Origin of the sequence: Frankia sp. CgMI4 (assembly GCF_001756285.1) — a bacterium.
Lineage (GTDB): Bacteria > Actinomycetota > Actinomycetes > Frankiales > Frankiaceae > Frankia > Frankia casuarinae.
In genome coordinates this window covers 22,587-40,164 of sequence record NZ_MAQZ01000047.1, presented here as the reverse complement: position 1 = coordinate 40,164, position 17,578 = coordinate 22,587, and the positions used below count along the sequence as shown (strand labels likewise).

General features: G+C 70.2%; 12 protein-coding genes. 4 read left to right on the top strand and 8 right to left on the bottom strand.

The genetic code is table 11. The annotated features are described in order from the left end of the window. Nucleotides 1-43: 43 nt before the first annotated feature. A complete protein-coding gene (locus Manayef4_RS05340) occupies nt 44-1,336 on the bottom strand; it encodes an acetoin utilization protein AcuC (RefSeq protein WP_083282287.1) in 1,293 nt (430 codons plus the stop codon). A 150-nt stretch (nt 1,337-1,486) separates the two neighbouring features. Here Manayef4_RS05340 and Manayef4_RS05335 point away from each other — a divergent pair, with 150 nt between their 5' ends. Beyond that, nucleotides 1,487-3,580, top strand: coding sequence for an acetoacetate--CoA ligase (locus Manayef4_RS05335; protein WP_070130881.1), 2,094 nt, complete (start codon nt 1,487-1,489; stop codon nt 3,578-3,580). 189 nt (nt 3,581-3,769) lie between these two features. Here Manayef4_RS05335 and Manayef4_RS05330 read toward each other — a convergent pair whose 3' ends face one another. Continuing rightward, entirely contained in the window at nt 3,770-5,038 is a 1,269-nt protein-coding gene (locus Manayef4_RS05330) for an RNA polymerase sigma factor (RefSeq protein ID WP_083282285.1), read from the bottom strand. Between the two features lie 575 nt (nt 5,039-5,613). On the opposite strand from Manayef4_RS05330, the gene Manayef4_RS05325 reads away from it, so the two are divergent. Next, nucleotides 5,614-6,951 (top strand): trehalase family glycosidase, encoded by a 1,338-nt coding sequence (locus tag Manayef4_RS05325; protein WP_070130844.1) that lies wholly within the window; start codon nt 5,614-5,616, stop codon nt 6,949-6,951. Between the two features lie 113 nt (nt 6,952-7,064). Here Manayef4_RS05325 and Manayef4_RS05320 read toward each other — a convergent pair whose 3' ends face one another. The 3 genes from Manayef4_RS05320 to Manayef4_RS05310 form a co-directional block, all read right to left on the bottom strand. Continuing rightward, nucleotides 7,065-10,910: a vitamin B12-dependent ribonucleotide reductase gene (locus Manayef4_RS05320; RefSeq protein WP_070130843.1), complete on the bottom strand. Its 3,846-nt coding sequence runs from the start codon at nt 10,908-10,910 to the stop codon at nt 7,065-7,067. Nucleotides 10,911-11,234: 324 nt separating this feature from the next. Beyond that, nucleotides 11,235-11,780, bottom strand: a complete 546-nt coding sequence (gene nrdR / locus Manayef4_RS05315; protein WP_070130842.1) for a transcriptional regulator NrdR — start codon at nt 11,778-11,780, stop codon at nt 11,235-11,237. A 329-nt stretch (nt 11,781-12,109) separates the two neighbouring features. Then, nucleotides 12,110-12,508: a LysM peptidoglycan-binding domain-containing protein gene (locus Manayef4_RS05310; RefSeq protein WP_035909704.1), complete on the bottom strand. Its 399-nt coding sequence runs from the start codon at nt 12,506-12,508 to the stop codon at nt 12,110-12,112. A gap of 304 nt (nt 12,509-12,812) precedes the next feature. Between Manayef4_RS05310 and lexA the strand changes: the two genes are divergently transcribed. Further along, complete coding sequence (lexA, locus tag Manayef4_RS05305) at nt 12,813-13,583, top strand: transcriptional repressor LexA (RefSeq protein WP_070130841.1); 771 nt, start codon at nt 12,813-12,815, stop codon at nt 13,581-13,583. Between the two features lie 65 nt (nt 13,584-13,648). Here the strand turns inward: lexA and hflX are convergent, their stop codons facing one another. Further along, nucleotides 13,649-15,109 carry a GTPase HflX gene (gene hflX, locus Manayef4_RS05300; protein WP_070130840.1) on the bottom strand — a complete coding sequence of 487 codons (1,461 nt, stop codon included), beginning with the start codon at nt 15,107-15,109 and terminating at the stop codon, nt 13,649-13,651. A 238-nt stretch (nt 15,110-15,347) separates the two neighbouring features. Between hflX and Manayef4_RS05295 the strand changes: the two genes are divergently transcribed. Further along, nucleotides 15,348-16,226: a helix-turn-helix domain-containing protein gene (locus tag Manayef4_RS05295; protein WP_011437890.1), complete on the top strand. Its 879-nt coding sequence runs from the start codon at nt 15,348-15,350 to the stop codon at nt 16,224-16,226. Here the strand turns inward: Manayef4_RS05295 and Manayef4_RS05290 are convergent. Both Manayef4_RS05290 and dapF read right to left on the bottom strand, forming a co-directional pair. Continuing rightward, nucleotides 16,157-16,600, bottom strand: coding sequence for a VOC family protein (locus Manayef4_RS05290; protein WP_049761117.1), 444 nt, complete (start codon nt 16,598-16,600; stop codon nt 16,157-16,159). The two genes, Manayef4_RS05295 and Manayef4_RS05290, sit on opposite strands and share 70 nt — an antisense overlap. A 52-nt stretch (nt 16,601-16,652) precedes the next feature. Continuing rightward, nucleotides 16,653-17,528 (bottom strand): diaminopimelate epimerase, encoded by an 876-nt coding sequence (gene dapF / locus Manayef4_RS05285; protein ID WP_035941213.1) that lies wholly within the window; start codon nt 17,526-17,528, stop codon nt 16,653-16,655. Nucleotides 17,529-17,578 lie beyond the last annotated feature (50 nt).

The following is a 17,578-nucleotide window of genomic DNA, read 5'->3' as shown; positions in this document are numbered from 1 at the left end:
CRCTCACCCGGTTCTCACGCAGTGCTCAGCTCTCACRCAGGGCTCAGCGGTCGACGGTGGGGTCGAGGCCGTGCAACGGCAGCACCTGACGCCGGGTCGCCGCCACCGTCCGGTCCAACGGATCGTCGGGGTCTCCCTCTCCCGCGTCCCAGGGACGATACCGGACACTCACCCCGTCCCCGAGCGTCCGGGGCATGGCGGYGGCTCCGACGGACTTCTGCCCGGTCGCCGCCCGCACCCGTCCCGGCGCCGCGGAGCGCCAGTCCTCCGGCAGGGCGCGGCCGGCATCCAGGGGCACGTGGCCGGCGATCGCCAGCAGCTGCGTCCAGGCCCGCGGCACGACCGTGTCCAGCGCGTACCCGCCACCGCCGCAGGCCAGCCAGCGTCCGTCGCAGACCTCGTGGGCCAGCGCGTGCAGCAGGTCGTAGGAGGCCCGTTGGCCGTCCACCGACAGCGCCAGATCGGCCAGCGGGTCGAAGGCGTGCGTGTCGCAGCCGTGCTGGGTCACCAGCACCTGCGGCCGGAAGGACCGCAGGAGCACCGGCACCACCCCGGAGAAGGCGCGCAGCCAGCCGGCATCGCCGGTGGCGGGGGGCAACGCCACGTTCACCGCGGTGCCCTCCGCGGCGGGAGCACCCACCTCGGTCGGGAATCCGGTGCCCGGGAAGAGGGTACTCCCCGTCTGGTGTAGGGAGATGGTGAGCACCCGCGGATCGTCGTAGAACGCCGTCTGCACGCCGTCGCCGTGATGCACGTCCACGTCGACGTACGCCACTCTGGCGGCTCCGGCGGAGAGCAACCAGGCGATYGCGATCGCCGGGTCGTTGTAGATGCAGAATCCGCTCGCCATTCCCGGCATCGCGTGATGCAGCCCGCCGGCGATCGACACGGCGTGCCGCGGCGGCCCGCTCCACACCGCCCGTGCCGCCTCGATCGTGCCACCGGTGATGAGTGCGGCGGCCTCGTGCATCCGTTCGAAGATGGGGTTGTCGGCCGTGCCCAGGCCGAACAGGGCCGCGAACCTGGCCTGCGCCGGGTCGGGCGCGGCGCGGACCGCGCTCAGGTAGACCGGATCGTGGATCAGGCCGATGAGGTCGTCGGAGGCGAGGGTCGGCCTGGAGATCCGGATGCCCGGCGCGTCGAGAACACCGAGACTCATGGCGAGGTCCATGGTGAGCTCGAGCCGCACGGGATGCAGCGGATGCGTCGGCCCGAAGTCGTAGCCGGCCATGACCGGATCCCAGGCCACGACCGTCGGCTCGACCTGCGGCTYGACCTGCGGCTCGACCTGCGGACGGYCGTCGGYCCGCCGCTCGGAATCGCCCGGGACACCCATCTGTCGACCGTAGCCCGATCACGCTCCCAGAGATAGCGGTGGTGTCGATGACGAGGATCCGRGGCCATCGGTGAGGCACGTAGATCTGCCCGGAATGGCCTAGGGTCAGTGCCCGTGGCAGCAGACCGAGTGACACCGGACCATGCGGCGATGGAAGACGGGCGGCAGCCGGCCGGCCGTGATGGTGGGTCGGTGGCTGCCGGCACGCCACTGTGGGAACCGCCTCCCCGTCGGATCAGCCAGGCCGCGGTGACCAACTACCGCGCCTGGCTCGCCGCCGAGCGGGGGGTTGAGCTCGCCGACGACACGCGCCTGTGGGAGTGGTCTGTCACCGACCTGGACACGTTCTGGGAGTCGATCTGGGATTTCTGCGCGGTCGAGGGGGRCCGCGGCACCGGTCCGGCGCTCGCCGACGCGGCGATGCCCGGCGCGGTCTGGTTTCCCGGTGCCCGGGTGAACTACGCGGAGAACGCGCTCACCCGGCGCGGGCCGGCCCCGGCCGTCATCGCCGTGCGCGAGGACGGTGCCACGGCCGTGGTGTCCTGGGACGAGCTGCGCCGGCAGGTGGCGAAGGCGGCGGCGGGACTGCGGAGCCTGGGTGTCGCCGAGGGTGACCGGGTCTGCGCCGTGCTGCCGAACACCGTCTACGCGATGGTGGGGATGCTGGCCACCGCCAGCATCGGCGCGGTGTGGTCGTCGTGCTCGCCGGAGCTCGGCCCGACGGCCCTGCGCGCGCGGTTCGGCCAGATCGACCCGAAGGTCCTGATCGGCGTTGACGGCTACAGCTACGGCGGGAAGAGCTACGACGCCCTCGACACCCTCGCCGCGCTCGCGGGCGACCTGCCGGGACTCGGGGCAAGCGTGATCGTGCCGTACCTGTGGCCGGACGCGCTCTCCCGGGCCCGGGCCGCGGGGCTGCCGGGGCTGCTCACCTGGGACGAGCTGATGGCTTCGGAGACCTCCGAGCCCGAGTTCACCCGGGTCGCCTTCGACGCGCCGCTGTGGATCCTCTACTCGTCCGGCACGACCGGCCCCCCCAAGGCGATCGTGCACGGCCACGGCGGTATCCTGCTGGAGCATCTGAAGTCGCTGGCGTTGCACCTCGATCTCGGTCCGGACGACCGGTTCTGCTGGTTCACCACGACCGGCTGGATGATGTGGAACTATCTGGTCTCCGGTCTGCTCGTCGGCGCGACCGTCGTGCTCTACGACGGAGCGCCCGGCTATCCGGCGCTCGGCACCCTGTTCGGTCTGGCGGAGGCCCTGGAGCTCACGTGCCTGGGCACGTCCGTGGGCTACCTGCAGGCCTGCGAGGACGCCGGGCTGGTCCCGCGCGAGTTCGCCGATCTGTCCAGGCTGCGCACCGTCGGATCGACCGGATCGCCACTGTCCGCAGCCGGCTATGCCTGGGTGTACGAAGCGGTGAGCCCGACCGTGATGCTGTCGTCGATCAGCGGTGGCACCGACGTCTGCACGGCGCTGGTGGCGGGCCTGCCGACGATGCCGGTGCGGGCCGGGGAGATCGGATCACGCGCGCTGGGCTGCGCGGTGCGCGTCTTCGACGAGGCCGGCGAGGAGGTCGTCGACGAGGTCGGTGAGCTTGTCGTGACCGCGCCGATGCCGTCCATGCCGCTGTGCTTCTGGGCTGACCCGGACGGCGGCCGGCTGCGGGAGAGCTACTTCTCCGTCTACCCCGGCGTCTGGCGCCACGGGGACTGGGCGAGGATCACACCTACCGGTGCCGTCGTCATCCAGGGACGTTCGGACGCGACGTTGAACCGCGGCGGCGTCCGGATCGGTACCAGCGAGCTCTACAGCGTGGTCGAGCGGGTCCCCGGGATCGCCGACAGCCTCGCGGTCGACACCGCGGACGAGCGCGGGCACGGCGAGCTGCTCCTTTTCGTCGTCCTCACCGAGCCCGGCCTGACCGAGGCGGTGGCCGCTCGGCTGCGCGAGGTTCTGCGCGCCGAACTCAGCCCACGCCACGTTCCCGACCGGATCATCGAGATCACCGAGGTCCCTCGGACCCACACCGGCAAGAAGCTCGAGGTACCGGTGAAGCGCCTGCTCGCCGGGACCGCCCTGGACGAGGCCGTGAGCCTCGACTCGGTCGCCAACCCCGATGCCCTGCTGCCCTTCGCCGCCGCCTCGGCCCGGTCGCGGCGGTCGGCGTCGGAGCCGATGACGGGAAGCGCACTGGAACCCGGCACCGGATCCGACGGAGAAGCCGAACCCGGAGCTTGATACAGCAAAGTCGGATCTTCACCCGRCAAAAACGAAGATCCGACTTTCATCGATCCCGCGATCATGACGTGACCGCCATGATCGCGGTACTCCTGTCTTCCACCCGTGCCGCACCGTGCACCCGTACCGCACCGTGCACCCGTGGACGTGCCCCCGCGGACTCGACCGCAGGTGCGCTCGCCCGATCGATCAGTCGAGGAACTCGCGCAGCCGACCGGCGACGGCGGGCTTGCGCAACTCCCGAAGCGTGTCCCGCYCGATCTGACGGATGYGCTCACGGGTCAGGCCGAGYCGGTTGCCCACCTCGGCGAGGGTGTGCTGCTTGCCGTCGGCGAGACCGAAGCGCAGCCGCATCACCTCGCGCTCCCGCGGGCTCAGGCCACCGAGGACGTTCTCGATCTCGTCCTGCATGGCGCCGTAGGAGGCGGCGTCCGCCGGGGAGGTCGCGTCGGAGTCCTCGATGAAGTCACCGAGCACGGAGTCACCATCGTCACCGACCGAGGTCTCCAGGCTGACGGTGTCCTGCGCATACCGGCGCAGCTCCACCACCTGCTCGATCGGCATGTCCAGCTCGAGGGCGAGCTCCTCGTCGGTCGGCTCACGGCCGAGCGTGGAGACAAGCTGGCGCTGCAACCGGGTGATCTTGTTAATCTGCTCGACCACGTGGACCGGGATGCGGATCGTCCGCGCCTGATCGGCGAGCGCCCGGCCGATGGCCTGGCGGATCCACCAGGTCGCATAGGTCGAGAACTTGTAGCCCTTGGCGTAGTCGAACTTCTCCACCGCGCGGATAAGACCGAGGTTGCCCTCCTGGACCAGATCCAGCAGGGTCATCCCGCGACCGCTGTACTTCTTGGCGACGGAGACCACCAGCCGCAGGTTCGCCGAGACGAGCTGCTGCTTGGCGGCATGGCCGTCCTTGACCAGCAGACCGAGATCACGACGAAGGTCGGCGGGCAGGTCGGGGACGCTCTCGAGCTTGTACTCAGCGAACAGGCCCGCCTCGACCCGCTTGGAGAGTTCGACCTCCTGGGCGGCGTTGAGCAGCGGCACCTTGCCGATCTCGCGCAGGTACATGCGCACGAGGTCGGCGGTACCCGCGTGTTCGGCGGTGGACCGGCTGGCGGCGGTGGCGTCGTCGCTCGCTTCCTCCTCGTCGAGGAGTTCGATGCCAACGGCGTTGAGGCGCGCGATGAGAGCGGGCAACAGTTCAATACCGATGTCCGCGGACTCGAGCACATCACGCAACTCGGAGCGGCTGATCTCGCCGGCCTCGCGACCACGGGCGATGACCTCGGCCACCGCGCTCACATCGAGCTCGTCGGTATCGTCGGGAACAGCGGCCAGCGAACGGCTGGGAGCGGTGCGGACAGGAGGAGCGGCCCGACGAGCACGCCGCGGGCTACGCGGGCGGTTGTCGTCGGTGCGCTCGGCAAGTTCCAGAGCAGGCAGCGTCATCAGTGGCAAATCCGATGGTCGGTGCGGGTGGGTCGTCTCGTTCTGTGCACGTGGGAGGTAACGAACGAAGACGCGGAACCATTCCCCGTGCAGGCACACCCGGACATCAGCGATCGCCGGGCCTACCAAGCAGTGTAGACCCTAGCCCTCGAGACGCTGCACTCGCTGCCGCGAAGACTACCTGGCAGATTCCACCCTGTGGYGCGAACCGCGAACTCTCCTGAGCTTCTCTGGTGGCCGAGCAGCCTGCGGATCAGGCCAACGGCAACTTTAAGTAACAGATCCACTACTCACCGTAGAAGTTTTTTGCGTTCCACCATCCGTGCCATATTTTCTGACGATCACCAGTCGGTGCTAACCCGTAACGGTAGTCGGCAAGCCGACACCCGCGACCCGGCCCGGACCCGGGCTCTCCACCGGGACGGAAGGACCGGCGGGCCGACGCGGGCGCCGCCGCCGACGCCACCCCGACGCCACCCCGACGCCGAGGCGCTCGAGAACGGCGATTCCGTTAGGCGGGCCACACCCGACGGACCCTGCCTCTGTGCACAGCGTGTAACCGCTACTCTCACACGATGTCCGTCCCCAGCCTTCCCGCAGACCTGGCGGCACTACGGGAAACCGCGATCGACGTGCTACGAGACAACGACCTCGGCGACATCACCCGGCCCTCCCCGACGCTCTACCCGCACCAGTGGCTCTGGGACAGCTGCTTCATCGCGATCGGACTGCGCCGTCTCGACCCGGGACGGGCCGCCAAGGAGGTCCTCTCGCTGCTGCGAGGCCAGTGGCCGAACGGCATGATCCCCCACGTGATCTTCGCGGAGACCTCGGACTTCTACCACGCCGGTCCGCAGCGCTGGCGCTGCGACCAGGTGACCACGACCGCCGGCGGAGTGCAGAGCACGGGGGTCACCCAGCCGCCGATGATCGCCGAAGCCRCCGTCCGGATCGCAGCCATGATGACGCCATCCGCCCGCGACGCCTTCTACCGCGCGTTGTTCCCCGGCCTGCTGCGCTTCCACACGTGGCTCTACCTCGAACGCGACCCCGACGACGACGGTCTCGTCACCCTGGTCCACTCCTGGGAGTCGGGGATGGACAACACGCCGGCCTGGATGGAGATCACCAGGCCGGCGGCTCCGCTGGGAGTGCGGGCACTGCGCCGGATCAACGGCGGCGACGCCCTGGACGCGCTGCGGCGCGATTCCAAGGAGGTTCCCCCCGACGAGCGGCTCACCTCGGGAGACCTGTTCACGCTCTACCGGATCGTGCGTGAGCTGCGGCGGGCGCACTACAACTTCCGCGAGATCCGTCGGAGCATCGTCCCCCTCGTCCAGGACGTCGCCTTCAACGCGATCCTCATCCGGGCCAACGAGCACCTCACCGCCATCGCCGCCGAGATCGGCCAGACCATCCCCGCCTGGCTGTGGCGGTCCATGCACAGGACGCGCGAGGCGATCGAGCGGCTCCACGCCGACGGCACCTACTACAGCCGCGACTTCCGGACGGGAACGCTGCTGCGCCACGAGACGATCTCGGGGTTCCTGCCGCTCTATGCCGGGGTCGTGCCCGAGGACCGGGTCGACGAGATGGTCAAGACGCTCACCTCACCGCGCTACTGGTCCCGGTTCGGCATCGCGAGCGTGCCGCTCGACGACCCGGGCTTCCTTCCCCGGTGTTACTGGCAGGGTCCCGTCTGGGTCAACATGAACTGGCTGATTGCCGACGGGCTGGAGCGTTACGGTCGGCTCGACGCCGCGKAGAACCTGCGCCAGAACACGATCGACATGATCGCATCGTCCGGGGCGATGTTCGAGTACTACTCACCCCTCGACGGTTCCGGCGCGGGCAGCAACCGGTTCTCCTGGACCGCGGCGCTCCTGGTCGACCTCCTCGCCGCCGAGCACTGAGCCACACCGCCGAGCACTGTCTCGGAGCAGGGACCCGATGCGGAGCAGGCACCCGATGCGGACCGCGTGCCCGATGCGCATCGGGCACCCGGTCGGACCGGCCGCCGCGACGCCTAGCTGCAGCCGCTGGTCGAACCGCACTGCTCACAGACGTAGCAGCTACCAGCTGGCCGCATGGTCACCCCGCAGGTGAAGCAGAGCGGAGCATCGACCACGGTCTGCGCGACGAGCGACTCGCCGGGCGGTGCCAGCCGCAACTCCCGTGCCACGTACGCCGGGCCGTTCCCTACCGCCGGACCGRGCGGGACGCCCGGGTCACCCCGATCGGCGACGGAAGCCGAGGATCCGGTCACCGCGGCCCCCTGGGATCCGGCCGGGCCGTCGATCCCGGCGGGCTGCGCCGATCGCGCGGCCTCCACCGCCGGCGCTGGACCGTACTGACCCGCGACCCGACGGGCCCGGTCGGCCGCGGTCGAGATGCCGAGTTCGGCCCGCTGATCGGCGTCGAGATAGTCGAGCGCGAGGCGACGGAACAGATAATCCATGATTGACTGGGCGATCCGCACGTCCKGGTCGTCGGTCATCCCAGCCGGCTCGAACCGCATGTTGATGAACTTGCTGACGTACGCCTCCAGCGGCACGCCGTACTGCAGGCCGATCGAGATGGCGATCGCGAACGCGTCCATCACGCCCGCCAGGGTGGACCCCTGCTTCGACATCTTGATGAAGACCTCACCGAGACCGTCGTCCGGGTAGGAACCGGCGGTCAGATAACCCTCGGCCCCGCCGACGGAGAAGGACACCGTCCGCGACGGGCGGGTCTTCGGCAGCCGGCGGCGCACCGGTCGGTACTCGACCTCCACCGGGGCGGGTCCGACGGAGCCGGCGGTCCCGACCGCGTCTCCCGTGCCGACCCCGACTCCCGTGCCGGTCCGGGTGGCRGCCAGCTCGGCGGCCTGCTTCGCCCCCTTGACGTCGGTCAGCGGCTGGCCGACCTTGCAGTTGTCCCGGTAGATGGCGAGGGCCTTCAGGCCCAGCCGCCACCCCTCCAGGTAGATCTGCTCGACCTCGGCGACCGTGGCGGTCGACGGCATGTTCACCGTCTTCGAGATCGCGCCGGAGAGGAACGGCTGTACCGCGKCCATCATGCGGACATGGCCCATCGGGGAGATCGCGCGCTCCCCGATGGCGCAGTCGAACACCTCGTAGTGCTCCGGACGCAGGCCGGGAGCGTCGATGACGTGCCCGTACTCGGCGATGTACTCGACGATCGCCTCGATGGTCTCCTCGGGGTAGCCGAGCGCCTGCAGGGCCGCCGGGACCGTCTGGTTCACGATCCTCATGCTGGCGCCGCCGACCAGCTTCTTCATCTTCACCAGGGCGAGGTCCGGCTCGATGCCGGTGGTGTCGCAGTCCATCGCCAGACCGATCGTGCCCGTCGGGGCGAGCAGGCTGGCCTGCGCGTTGCGCCATCCGTGCTTCTCGCCGACGGTCTGCGCCCGGGCCCATTCCCGGGACGCGACGGCGAGGATCCGGGAGTCCTCGGCGTGCACGCTGCGCACCGCGTCGTTCGCGGCGGCATGCTTGCGCATCACCCGCCGGTGCGCGTCCGCGTTGCGGGCGAAGCCGTCGTAGGCGCCGACGATCCCGGCGAGTTCGGCGGAGCGCCGGTAGGCGGTGGCCGTCATCAGCGAGGTGATCGATGCGGCCAGCGCCCGGCCGCCGTCCGAGTCGTAGGCCCGGGCGCTGGCCATCAGCAGGGCACCGAGGTTGGCGTAGCCRATGCCGAGCTGCCGGTAGGCCCGGCTGACCCTGGTGATCTCCGGCGTCGGGAAGTCGGCGAAGCAGATCGAGATGTCCATCGCGGTAATGATCAACTCGACCGCCGCGACGAACGCCTCGGCGTCGAAGCTGCGGTCCGGGCGCAGGAACTTCAGCAGGTTCAGCKAGGCCAGGTTGCAGCTGGAGTTGTCCAGGTGCACGTACTCGCTGCACGGGTTGGAGGCGCTGATCCGGCCGCTCTCGGGGCAGGTGTGCCAGTCGTTGATCGTTCCGTCGTACTGGATGCCGGGATCGGCGCAGGCCCACGCGGCCTCGGCGATCGTGTGGAACAGCCCGCGGGCGTCCACCGTCTCCAGGACACGGCCGTCGAGGCGGGCCCGCAGGTCGAAGCCGCCGCCGTCGACGACCGCCCGCATGAACTCGTCGGTCACCCGGACGGAGTTGTTGGCGTTCTGGTATTGCACGGAGGCGATGTCGCGCCCGCCGAGGTCCATGTCGAAGCCGGCGTCCCGCAACGCCCGGATCTTGTCTTCTTCCCGGGCCTTCGTCTCCACGAACTCGACGATGTCGGGATGATCGACGTCGAGCACGACCATCTTCGCCGCCCGCCGGGTCGCGCCACCGGACTTGATCGTACCCGCCGAGGCGTCGGCGCCGCGCATGAAGCTCACCGGCCCGGAGGCGGTGCCCCCGGAGGACAGCAGCTCCTTCGAGGACCGGATGCGGGACAGGTTGAGCCCGGCCCCGGAACCCCCCTTGAAGATCAGCCCCTCTTCCCGGTACCAGTTCAGGATCGACTCCATGGTGTCGTCCACGGAGAGGATGAAGCAGTTGTGCACACGGAGGCCGGCGGAGAGGTACTCGCCGCTGTCGGTCTGGATGTCGTAGACCGGCATCGGCCCGCGCGGCTCAATGCGCTCGATCTGCAACCGCTTCACCGGCTTCGCGRCCTGRCCGGGCTGATCGAACGACGCCTCCAGCTTCGCGGCCTTCACCGGATCGAGGAAGCCGATCTCGTCCGCGAACGTCCGCCGGTCACCGGCGTTCTGAATGCCCAGGCTCCAGAGGTCGTGGCGGTCGGGTCGCGGATCCGCCTCGCGGCGTACCCGCGCGAAGATGCCGAACCGGGCGAGCAAACCCTGCACCCCGCGAATGAGGCCCTCGCTGATCATGTCCAGCCCGATCAGCGTCGAGCGCTCCCGGCGGGACACGTAGCCATCGGCCTGGAACAGGCTGCGCAGATAAGCCGCGACAACGGGTAGCGGAGCATCATACAGCCGGGTCGGCACAGTCATCGCCTCGATGGTCAGCGAGGCGTTCGTACCGGCGTACCGACCAACAAAACCGTCCGCCTGCAGCCGGCCCGCGAGCGCCGCCTCGGCGATCTCCCGTGAAGTGATCTCACCCTCGCCCGGGGYGATGGTGCGATGCCACTCGAGGGTGTCCCCGGCCCGCAGCGCGCCGGCGGGGACGAAGGCCCCGGCAYCCGCGGAGGTGCTCCGCCACACCAGATGATCGGCGGTGACGTCGAGCGCGTGACCGGCCCTCGTCCAGATCCGCAGGACGTCCTTGACGCCGTTGGACTTGGTCGCGATCACCTGGGTCAGACCGTGYGCGTCGAAGACCTTCATCCCCACCGCGTCCGTCTCCACCAAGGCGCCGATGGGAACCAGACCGGATGGCGTGCTGACGAGGGCGTCATAGGGCTGGCACGCCGAGACCTGCTGCGGCGCGGGGGTTCCCACGTTGAACCAGACCGGCGAGTTGAAGCTGAAGACCTGGTGGAGCAGCATCCAGGTCAGTTCGTGCTCGAAGATCTCGGCGTCGGTGTCCGAGGCGAAGTAGCCGTGCTCGCGGCCGGCCGCGCCGTAGGCGTGCACGACCCGATCGATCAACTGCCGCAGCGACCACTCCCGCCCCGGCGTGCCGGGCGCCCCACGGAAGTACTTGCTGGTAACGATGTTGGAGGCGTTCACCGACCAGAACTGCGGGAATTCCACTCCCCGCTGCTCGAAGTTGACCGAGCCGTCCCGCCAGTTGGTCATGACGACGTCCCGGGACTCCCAGGTGACCTCGTCGTACGGGTGGACGCCGGCGGTGGTACGTGACCGCTGGATCTTCAACCCACTCGCTTTCGCCGCTGACCTGCTCGGCTTCGTGCCGCGGCTGTCGGTCATGACGCTCCTCGTCTTCACTCGTCAGCTTCAACCTTCAACAATGTGTTGTGGGCATCCCCGCCCCAGGCCGCAGCCAGTGGACGTCGGGACGGTGCGGGGCCGGACCTCGACGCACGGCGGTGCCCGCGGGGACGAGCACGCGCACGGCAAACACACGCACGGCGAACGGCACCAGCCAGGTCGAGCCGGRCCGCATGCGTGCCGTCCGGGAGGTCCGCGGTCCTCGCACGGCCGCGACGCGGGATGTCACCCGTCGCCGGCGGGACCGGGCCGGCACGGCGAGCCAGGGCGATGTATGACGCTTTCGGTCGAGCGGTCCCGGCCCTACCTGCTATGCACCTGCTGGGTGCCGATCACCGGCGAGACATCGACGGCGCCACGCGGGACCGGTCGTGCTGGTCCATCCCGCGTGGTGGGAGGTCCGGCGGCCTCGGAGCGCAACGCGRCGATCGCGGACTCGAAGTCAGTCAACGACTCGAAGGCCAGGTACACCGAGGCGAAGCGGAGATAAGCCACCTCGTCGAGCTCACGGAGCGGACCGAGGATCGCCCGGCCGATCGCCTCCGCGGGCACCTCCGCCGACCCCGACGAGCGGACGGCGTCCTCTACCCGCTGCGCCAGAAGCGMGAGATCATCATCCCGCACCGGCCGGCCCTGGCAGGCCTTGCGGACACCGGCGATGACCTTGGCCCGGCTGAACGGCTCGGCCGCCCCACTGCGCTTGCGAACCTGAAGGGACGCCTCCTCCATCGTAGTGAACCGGCGACCGCAGGACAGGCAGGACCGCCTGCGGCGGATCGCCGAACCCTCCTCGGCCTCCCGACTGTCAACGACGCGACTGTCCGGATGCCGGCAGAACGGGCACCGCACGCGCTACGCCTCCTTCGCCCGCGCCGGAGCCGACCGCCCCGGACCGGGGATGAGGGACACCGTTGAGGACCCGGCATCCACGCCGGACAGACCACCTTGTGGATGGACCGCCAGCTCCCCGCGGAAGACCTGTGGAACAACCTGTGGATGACTTACACCCCGGTAAGCACCAGATGTTGTGTCCAAGGTAGCGCACGGCCCCAGAGATGAGGACAGCACCCCCGTATGGTCCGTGTGGTCCGCATCGCACGTGGCACCGCACGTGGACGAAAGACGACGGTGCGCGAGAACCCTGCGCCGAGACACTCGTGGACCCGGGAAGCCGGGCGTCAGGGAAGGAGTAACGACTGGCCCGGGGCGATCAGTGGTGACCGCAGGTGGTTCAGCCGCATCAGCCGGTCCACCATGACCCGGGTGTCGGCGCTCTCGTCGAGCGCCACTGCCACCTCCCACAGCGTCTCCCCCGGCATGACCAGATGGTGCCGCGGCGCCTCCGCGGTATCCGGCCCGGCAATCGACACCCCAGGCATGATCATGATTGCTACCGCCACGACGACCGCCACGACGATCGATACCACCACCACCCGACCCCGCCGGGTCAGCCGGAGCGGCGGGGGTGCGGGCGGGCGACCCGGCGGGGGTGCGGGCGGGCGACCCGGCGGCCGATGACCCACCCGGTCCCTGGCCATCGACAGGTCGACGACCCGCGCCCTGTGTGCGGATCCCACGGCACCCTCCCGTTCCGACGACACCGAACACCGAAGATCGAACCTTCGTTCGATCGAACGCGTGGTCGATTGTCGCATCGGGAACCGGAAACCGCCAGGGACACGCTCGAACAGACGTTTGAGATTCTGCGACCCGCCGGTTACCGTCGAGTCGGTCGGGTGTGAACCGGGCGGTTTCCCCCGGTCACGGACGGCGGCGAGTCGGTGGGTGACCGCTTCCGGAGCGGGACGGTCCGCCGTGCGGTCGCCGGCCGGCCGGTGGCCGCACGGCGGAAGAAAAACGCGACGAGGAGAGCGGTAAGCGATGACTAGCCAAGGCAGGGGTACGCGCCGGGGCGGAACCCGCGGCAACGTGCGAGCCTTTCCCGAAGGCCCCACGGACGCGGGCCTGACCCCCCGGCAGCGCAGGGTGCTGGAGGTCATCCGGGCCGCGGTGGAGCGGCGCGGATATCCGCCCAGCGTGCGGGAGATCGGTGAGGCGGTCGGCCTCACCAGCACCAGTAGTGTGGCTCACCAGCTCAAGGTGCTCGAGGAGAAGGGCTACCTGCGGCRGGACCCGAACCGCCCGAGAGCGATGGAGGTGCTGACCGTCGAGCACCCCCGGCAACGCGCGGATGTGGGCGCGGGCGCGACGACGGTGGCGGGCACGATTCCCATCGTCGGTGAGGCGGCGCCGGGCACCACCGAAGGAAGCAAGTCGGACGCGGCCTACGTGCCGGTGCTGGGCCGGATCGCCGCCGGTGGCCCGATCCTGGCCGAGCAGGCGGTCGAGGACGTCTTCCCGCTACCCAGGGAGATCGTCGGCGAGGGCACTCTGTTCCTGCTCCGGGTCGTCGGCGACTCGATGATCAACGCGGCGATCTGCGACGGTGACTGGGTGGTCGTCCGCCAGCAGCCGGTCGCGGACAACGGGGAGATCGTCGCCGCAATGATCGACGGGGAGGCGACGGTCAAGCGTCTGCGGGTTCGGGACGGCAAGATCTGGCTACATCCGGAGAACTCGGCCTTCGCCGACATCCCCGGTGAGGATGCGACCATCCTCGGCCGGATCGTGGCTGTGCTCCGCAGGGTTTGATGTGGATCGGCCGGCCGCCCGGCGGGCGGCCGGCCGGGTTGCCTCGCGTCTGATCGCTCCTGGGCTCAGGCCCGGTAGGCGTGCAGCTCCGCCGCGAGTCCCGAGGAAACCCGGGCGGACAGCCGGGTACCGGTCTCGGTGTGCTCCATCGTGAGCACCTCGCCGTTCGCGTGCACCCGGGAGACCAAGTCGCCCCGGGTGTAGGGCACGAGYACGCGCATCTCCACGTCGGGATGCGGCACCCGGGCACAGAGCGCGTCGACCAGCGCGGCCAGCCCCTCGCYCGTGCGTGCCGAGACGAACACGGCGTCCGGGGCGAGCTGGCGCAACCCCGCGACGACCGTCGGCTCCACGGCGTCCACCTTGTTGACGACGATCAGCTCGGGAACGCCGCCCGCGTCGATGTCGTTGAGAACCTCGCGCACGGCGGAGATCTGCGCGGCCGGCTCCGGCGATGATCCGTCCACAACGTGCAGGATGAGATCGGCATCGGCGACCTCTTCCAGCGTCGAGCGGAACGCCTCGACGATCTGATGCGGCAGATGCCGGACGAATCCGACGGTGTCGGTCAGGGTGAAGGCCCGGCCGTCCGGCAGGGTCGCCCGCCGCACGGTCGGATCAAGGGTGGCGAACAGYGCGTCCTCGACCAGGACACCCGCGCCGGTCAGCCGGTTGAGCAGCGACGACTTACCGGCGTTGGTGTAACCGGCGATCGCCACGCTGGGGACCTCACCCCGCCGCCGGGCGGAACGCTTGGTCTCCCGCACGGTCGTCATCGCGGCGAGCTCGCGGCGCAACCGCGCCATCCTGGCCCGCAGCCGCCGACGATCGGTCTCGATCTTCGTCTCACCGGGACCACGGGTACCGATGGGCGCCCGGCCGCCGCCACTGGCCGCGGCCCGCGACATCGACTCACCCCACCCACGCAGCCGGGGCAGCATGTACTGCAACTGCGCGAGCTCGACCTGGGCCTTGCCCTCGCGAGAGGTCGCGTGCTGGGCGAAGATGTCCAGGATGAGGGCCGTCCGGTCGATGACCTTTACTTTGACGACCTCCTCCAGCTGCCGCAGCTGACCCGGGGTGAGCTCGCCATCGCAGACCACCGTGTCCGCGCCGGTCGCCGCGACGACCTCGGCGAGCTCGCGGGCCTTGCCCGAACCGACGTAAGTCGCGGCATCCGGCCGGTCGCGACGCTGCACGAGCGCGTCGAGCACCACCGAACCGGCGGTCGTGGCGAGCGCCGCGAGCTCCGCCATGGAGCTCTCGGCCGACCGCGGGGAACCCGACGTCCATACGCCGATGAGGACGACACGCTCCAGCCGCAGCTGCCGGTACTCGACCTCGGTGACGTCGTCGAGCKCGGTGGCGAGACCGGGAACCCGCCGCAACGCGGCGCGATCCTCCAGGTCGAAACCGTCCCCAGAATCGTCGAAGAAGTTCGGCAGGTAAGACGAATCGGCTTCGGTCAGCTTGATGAGGGATCTGTCGAGAGTGGACGCATCGAAGGCGTCAGCAGGAAGTGTCATACCATCCGTTCTCAACGCGGCCCGCTACCGCACCATTCCGCGATCATTCCGTGCCGCTTGCTCCGGCCGGGCCCCACGACCCGGTGGCCCGAGGAGGATCCGCYGGACCGGAAGACCCTGCCGCACTCGTGGCGCGCCTCCCCCTCGTTTCCCGGCGAATCCCGTCGCCAACCAGGGTCCCACGTCACCACGTCGATCGCGAACCGTTTTGCCGCCCCGCCGACGTAGCCTCTGCGACGTGTACCACGAGTACCACGAAAGACGGGCCCACCGCCTCGCCGCGACGATCTGGGACAGCTCGGGCCGCCCGACTCCCCCTGGACACCCCCCGGACACCACGCGGACGACGGCGGACCGGCATCCGGACCGCACCGGACCCTCGGACCGCACCGAGCGCACCGAGCGCACAGGTGTGGTGGGCAGTCGGCGAGTGTTGCCGGACGGATGCATGGACATCATCTGGAGTTCCGACGCCAATCTGATCGTCGCGGGGCCGGACACGGCGGCGAAGCTGGTGCGCTGGGCACCAGGCGTGCGGCACGTCGGGCTCCGCTTCGACTCGGGCTCTGGACCATCCCACCTCGGAGTGGCCGCGGACGAACTGCGCGACCAACGCGTCCCGCTCGCCGACCTGTGGGGCGACGGACCGGCGCAGCGACTCGCCGAGCGGCTCGCCATGGCCGCTGATCCCCTGGTCGCATTCGAGTCGTCGATCGCCGCCCGGCCCGTTCACCCGGCGCTCGTGGACCGGTTGGTTCCCGCCGTTCTGGCGGGTGCCCGCGCCCGGGCGCCTGTGGACGACCTCGCGCGCACAGTCGGGCTGAGCGAACGCCAGCTGCTGCGTCGCTGCCGGCGTGTCTTCGGATATGGCCCGAAGACGCTCGCCAGGATCCTCCGGATGCAGGACGCCCTGCACGCGGCGCGGGCCGGCATCCCGTTCGCGGTCGTGGCGGCCGAGGCCGGCTACGCCGACCAGGCGCACCTCGCCCGGGAGGTACGCGCGCTCGCCGGAGTTCCGCCGACTCACCTCATCCGAAATGTCAACGTTCAGGACGAGCTGGACGTCTCGGTGTCGGATGTCGCGGATGTCGCGGCCGCTACGGGCAGTGGGGCGTAGAGGTCGACGTGGTTGCCGTCTGGATCGAGCACGACCGCGTACCGCTGGCCCCAGAAGGCGTCCCAGGGCGGAAGGTGGCCGGCGTGACCGGCGCCGACGAGGTCGGCGTAGACCTCGTCGACCTCGTCCGGCGTGTCGCAGGCGAAGGCCAGCCCGACCCGCGGCGAGCCGGTACCCGCCGACCAGCGCGGATCAAAGGATCGGATGGTCGCCTCGCTGTCGAACGCGAGGCGCGGACCGCCGGGCAGCTGCACCTCGACGTGCGGCTGGGCGTCGGCCCCGGCGGGCAGGTCGAGGCCGAGCCGGCGGTAGAACGCCAGGGACCGGGCCATATCAGCGACGATCACACCGGTCAGGGTGAACGATGGTGGCATGAGGGCACCGTAGGGCAGGYAGGCGGGCCGGGTCTTGCAGGAAACGGACACCTCACCCGACCGGGTCGTGGGCCTCCGCACGGCGCAGCACGCCGTCGAAGACCAGCTCGGCGGGCCCTCGCAACAGCACGGTCTCCGGCTGCCAGATCACGACCAGGCCGCCGCCGGGCACATCCACCTCGACCTCGACCGGCGCACCCGCCGGCCGGGCACCTCGCCGGGCCGCCCAGGCCACCGCGACCGCGCAGGCACCGGTGCCGCAGGACGCGGTCTCCCCGACCCCACGTTCGAACACCCGCATCGCCACCCCAGCCGGCCGGTCGACGACGATCTCCACATTCACCCCGTCCGGGAAGTCAACCGGGGAGAAGGACGGTGGTCGGGTCAGGTCGAGCCGACGCAGCCCGGCGACGTCCAGGTCGCCGGCGAAGCAGACCGCGTGCGGATTACCCATCGAGACCGCGGTCGCGGTGAAGTCACGATCGGCGACGGTGACCGGGGCCCCGGGTCCGTCGATGATCCGCGGCGGTCCCATGTCGACCGTGACGTCACCGTCCACCGCGGCCTCGACGAGCCGCAACCCGGCGCGGGTCGCGACGTGGAACCGTCCGGGCTGGGCGTATCCGGCGTCGACGAGGTAGCGGGCGAACACCCGGGCGCCGTTACCGCACATCTCGGCAACCGAACCGTCAGCATTGCGGTAGTCCATGAACCAGCGCGCCCGGCCGGCCAGACCGGCCGCCTCGGGAACCGCGGCGCAGAGCACCACCCGCAGCACCCCGTCGCCCCCGATGCCGGTCCGTCGGTCGCACAGCGCGCGCACCAGGTCCGCGGTGAGGTCGAGGTCCCCGTCGGGATCCGGCAGCAGGACGAAGTCGTTGCCCGTCCCGTGGCCCTTGACGAATCGCAGTTCCAGCTCGTCCCGCACGTCGCCGATCGTACGGGGGATGCCGCTCGGCACCTGACGACCGGGCTCCC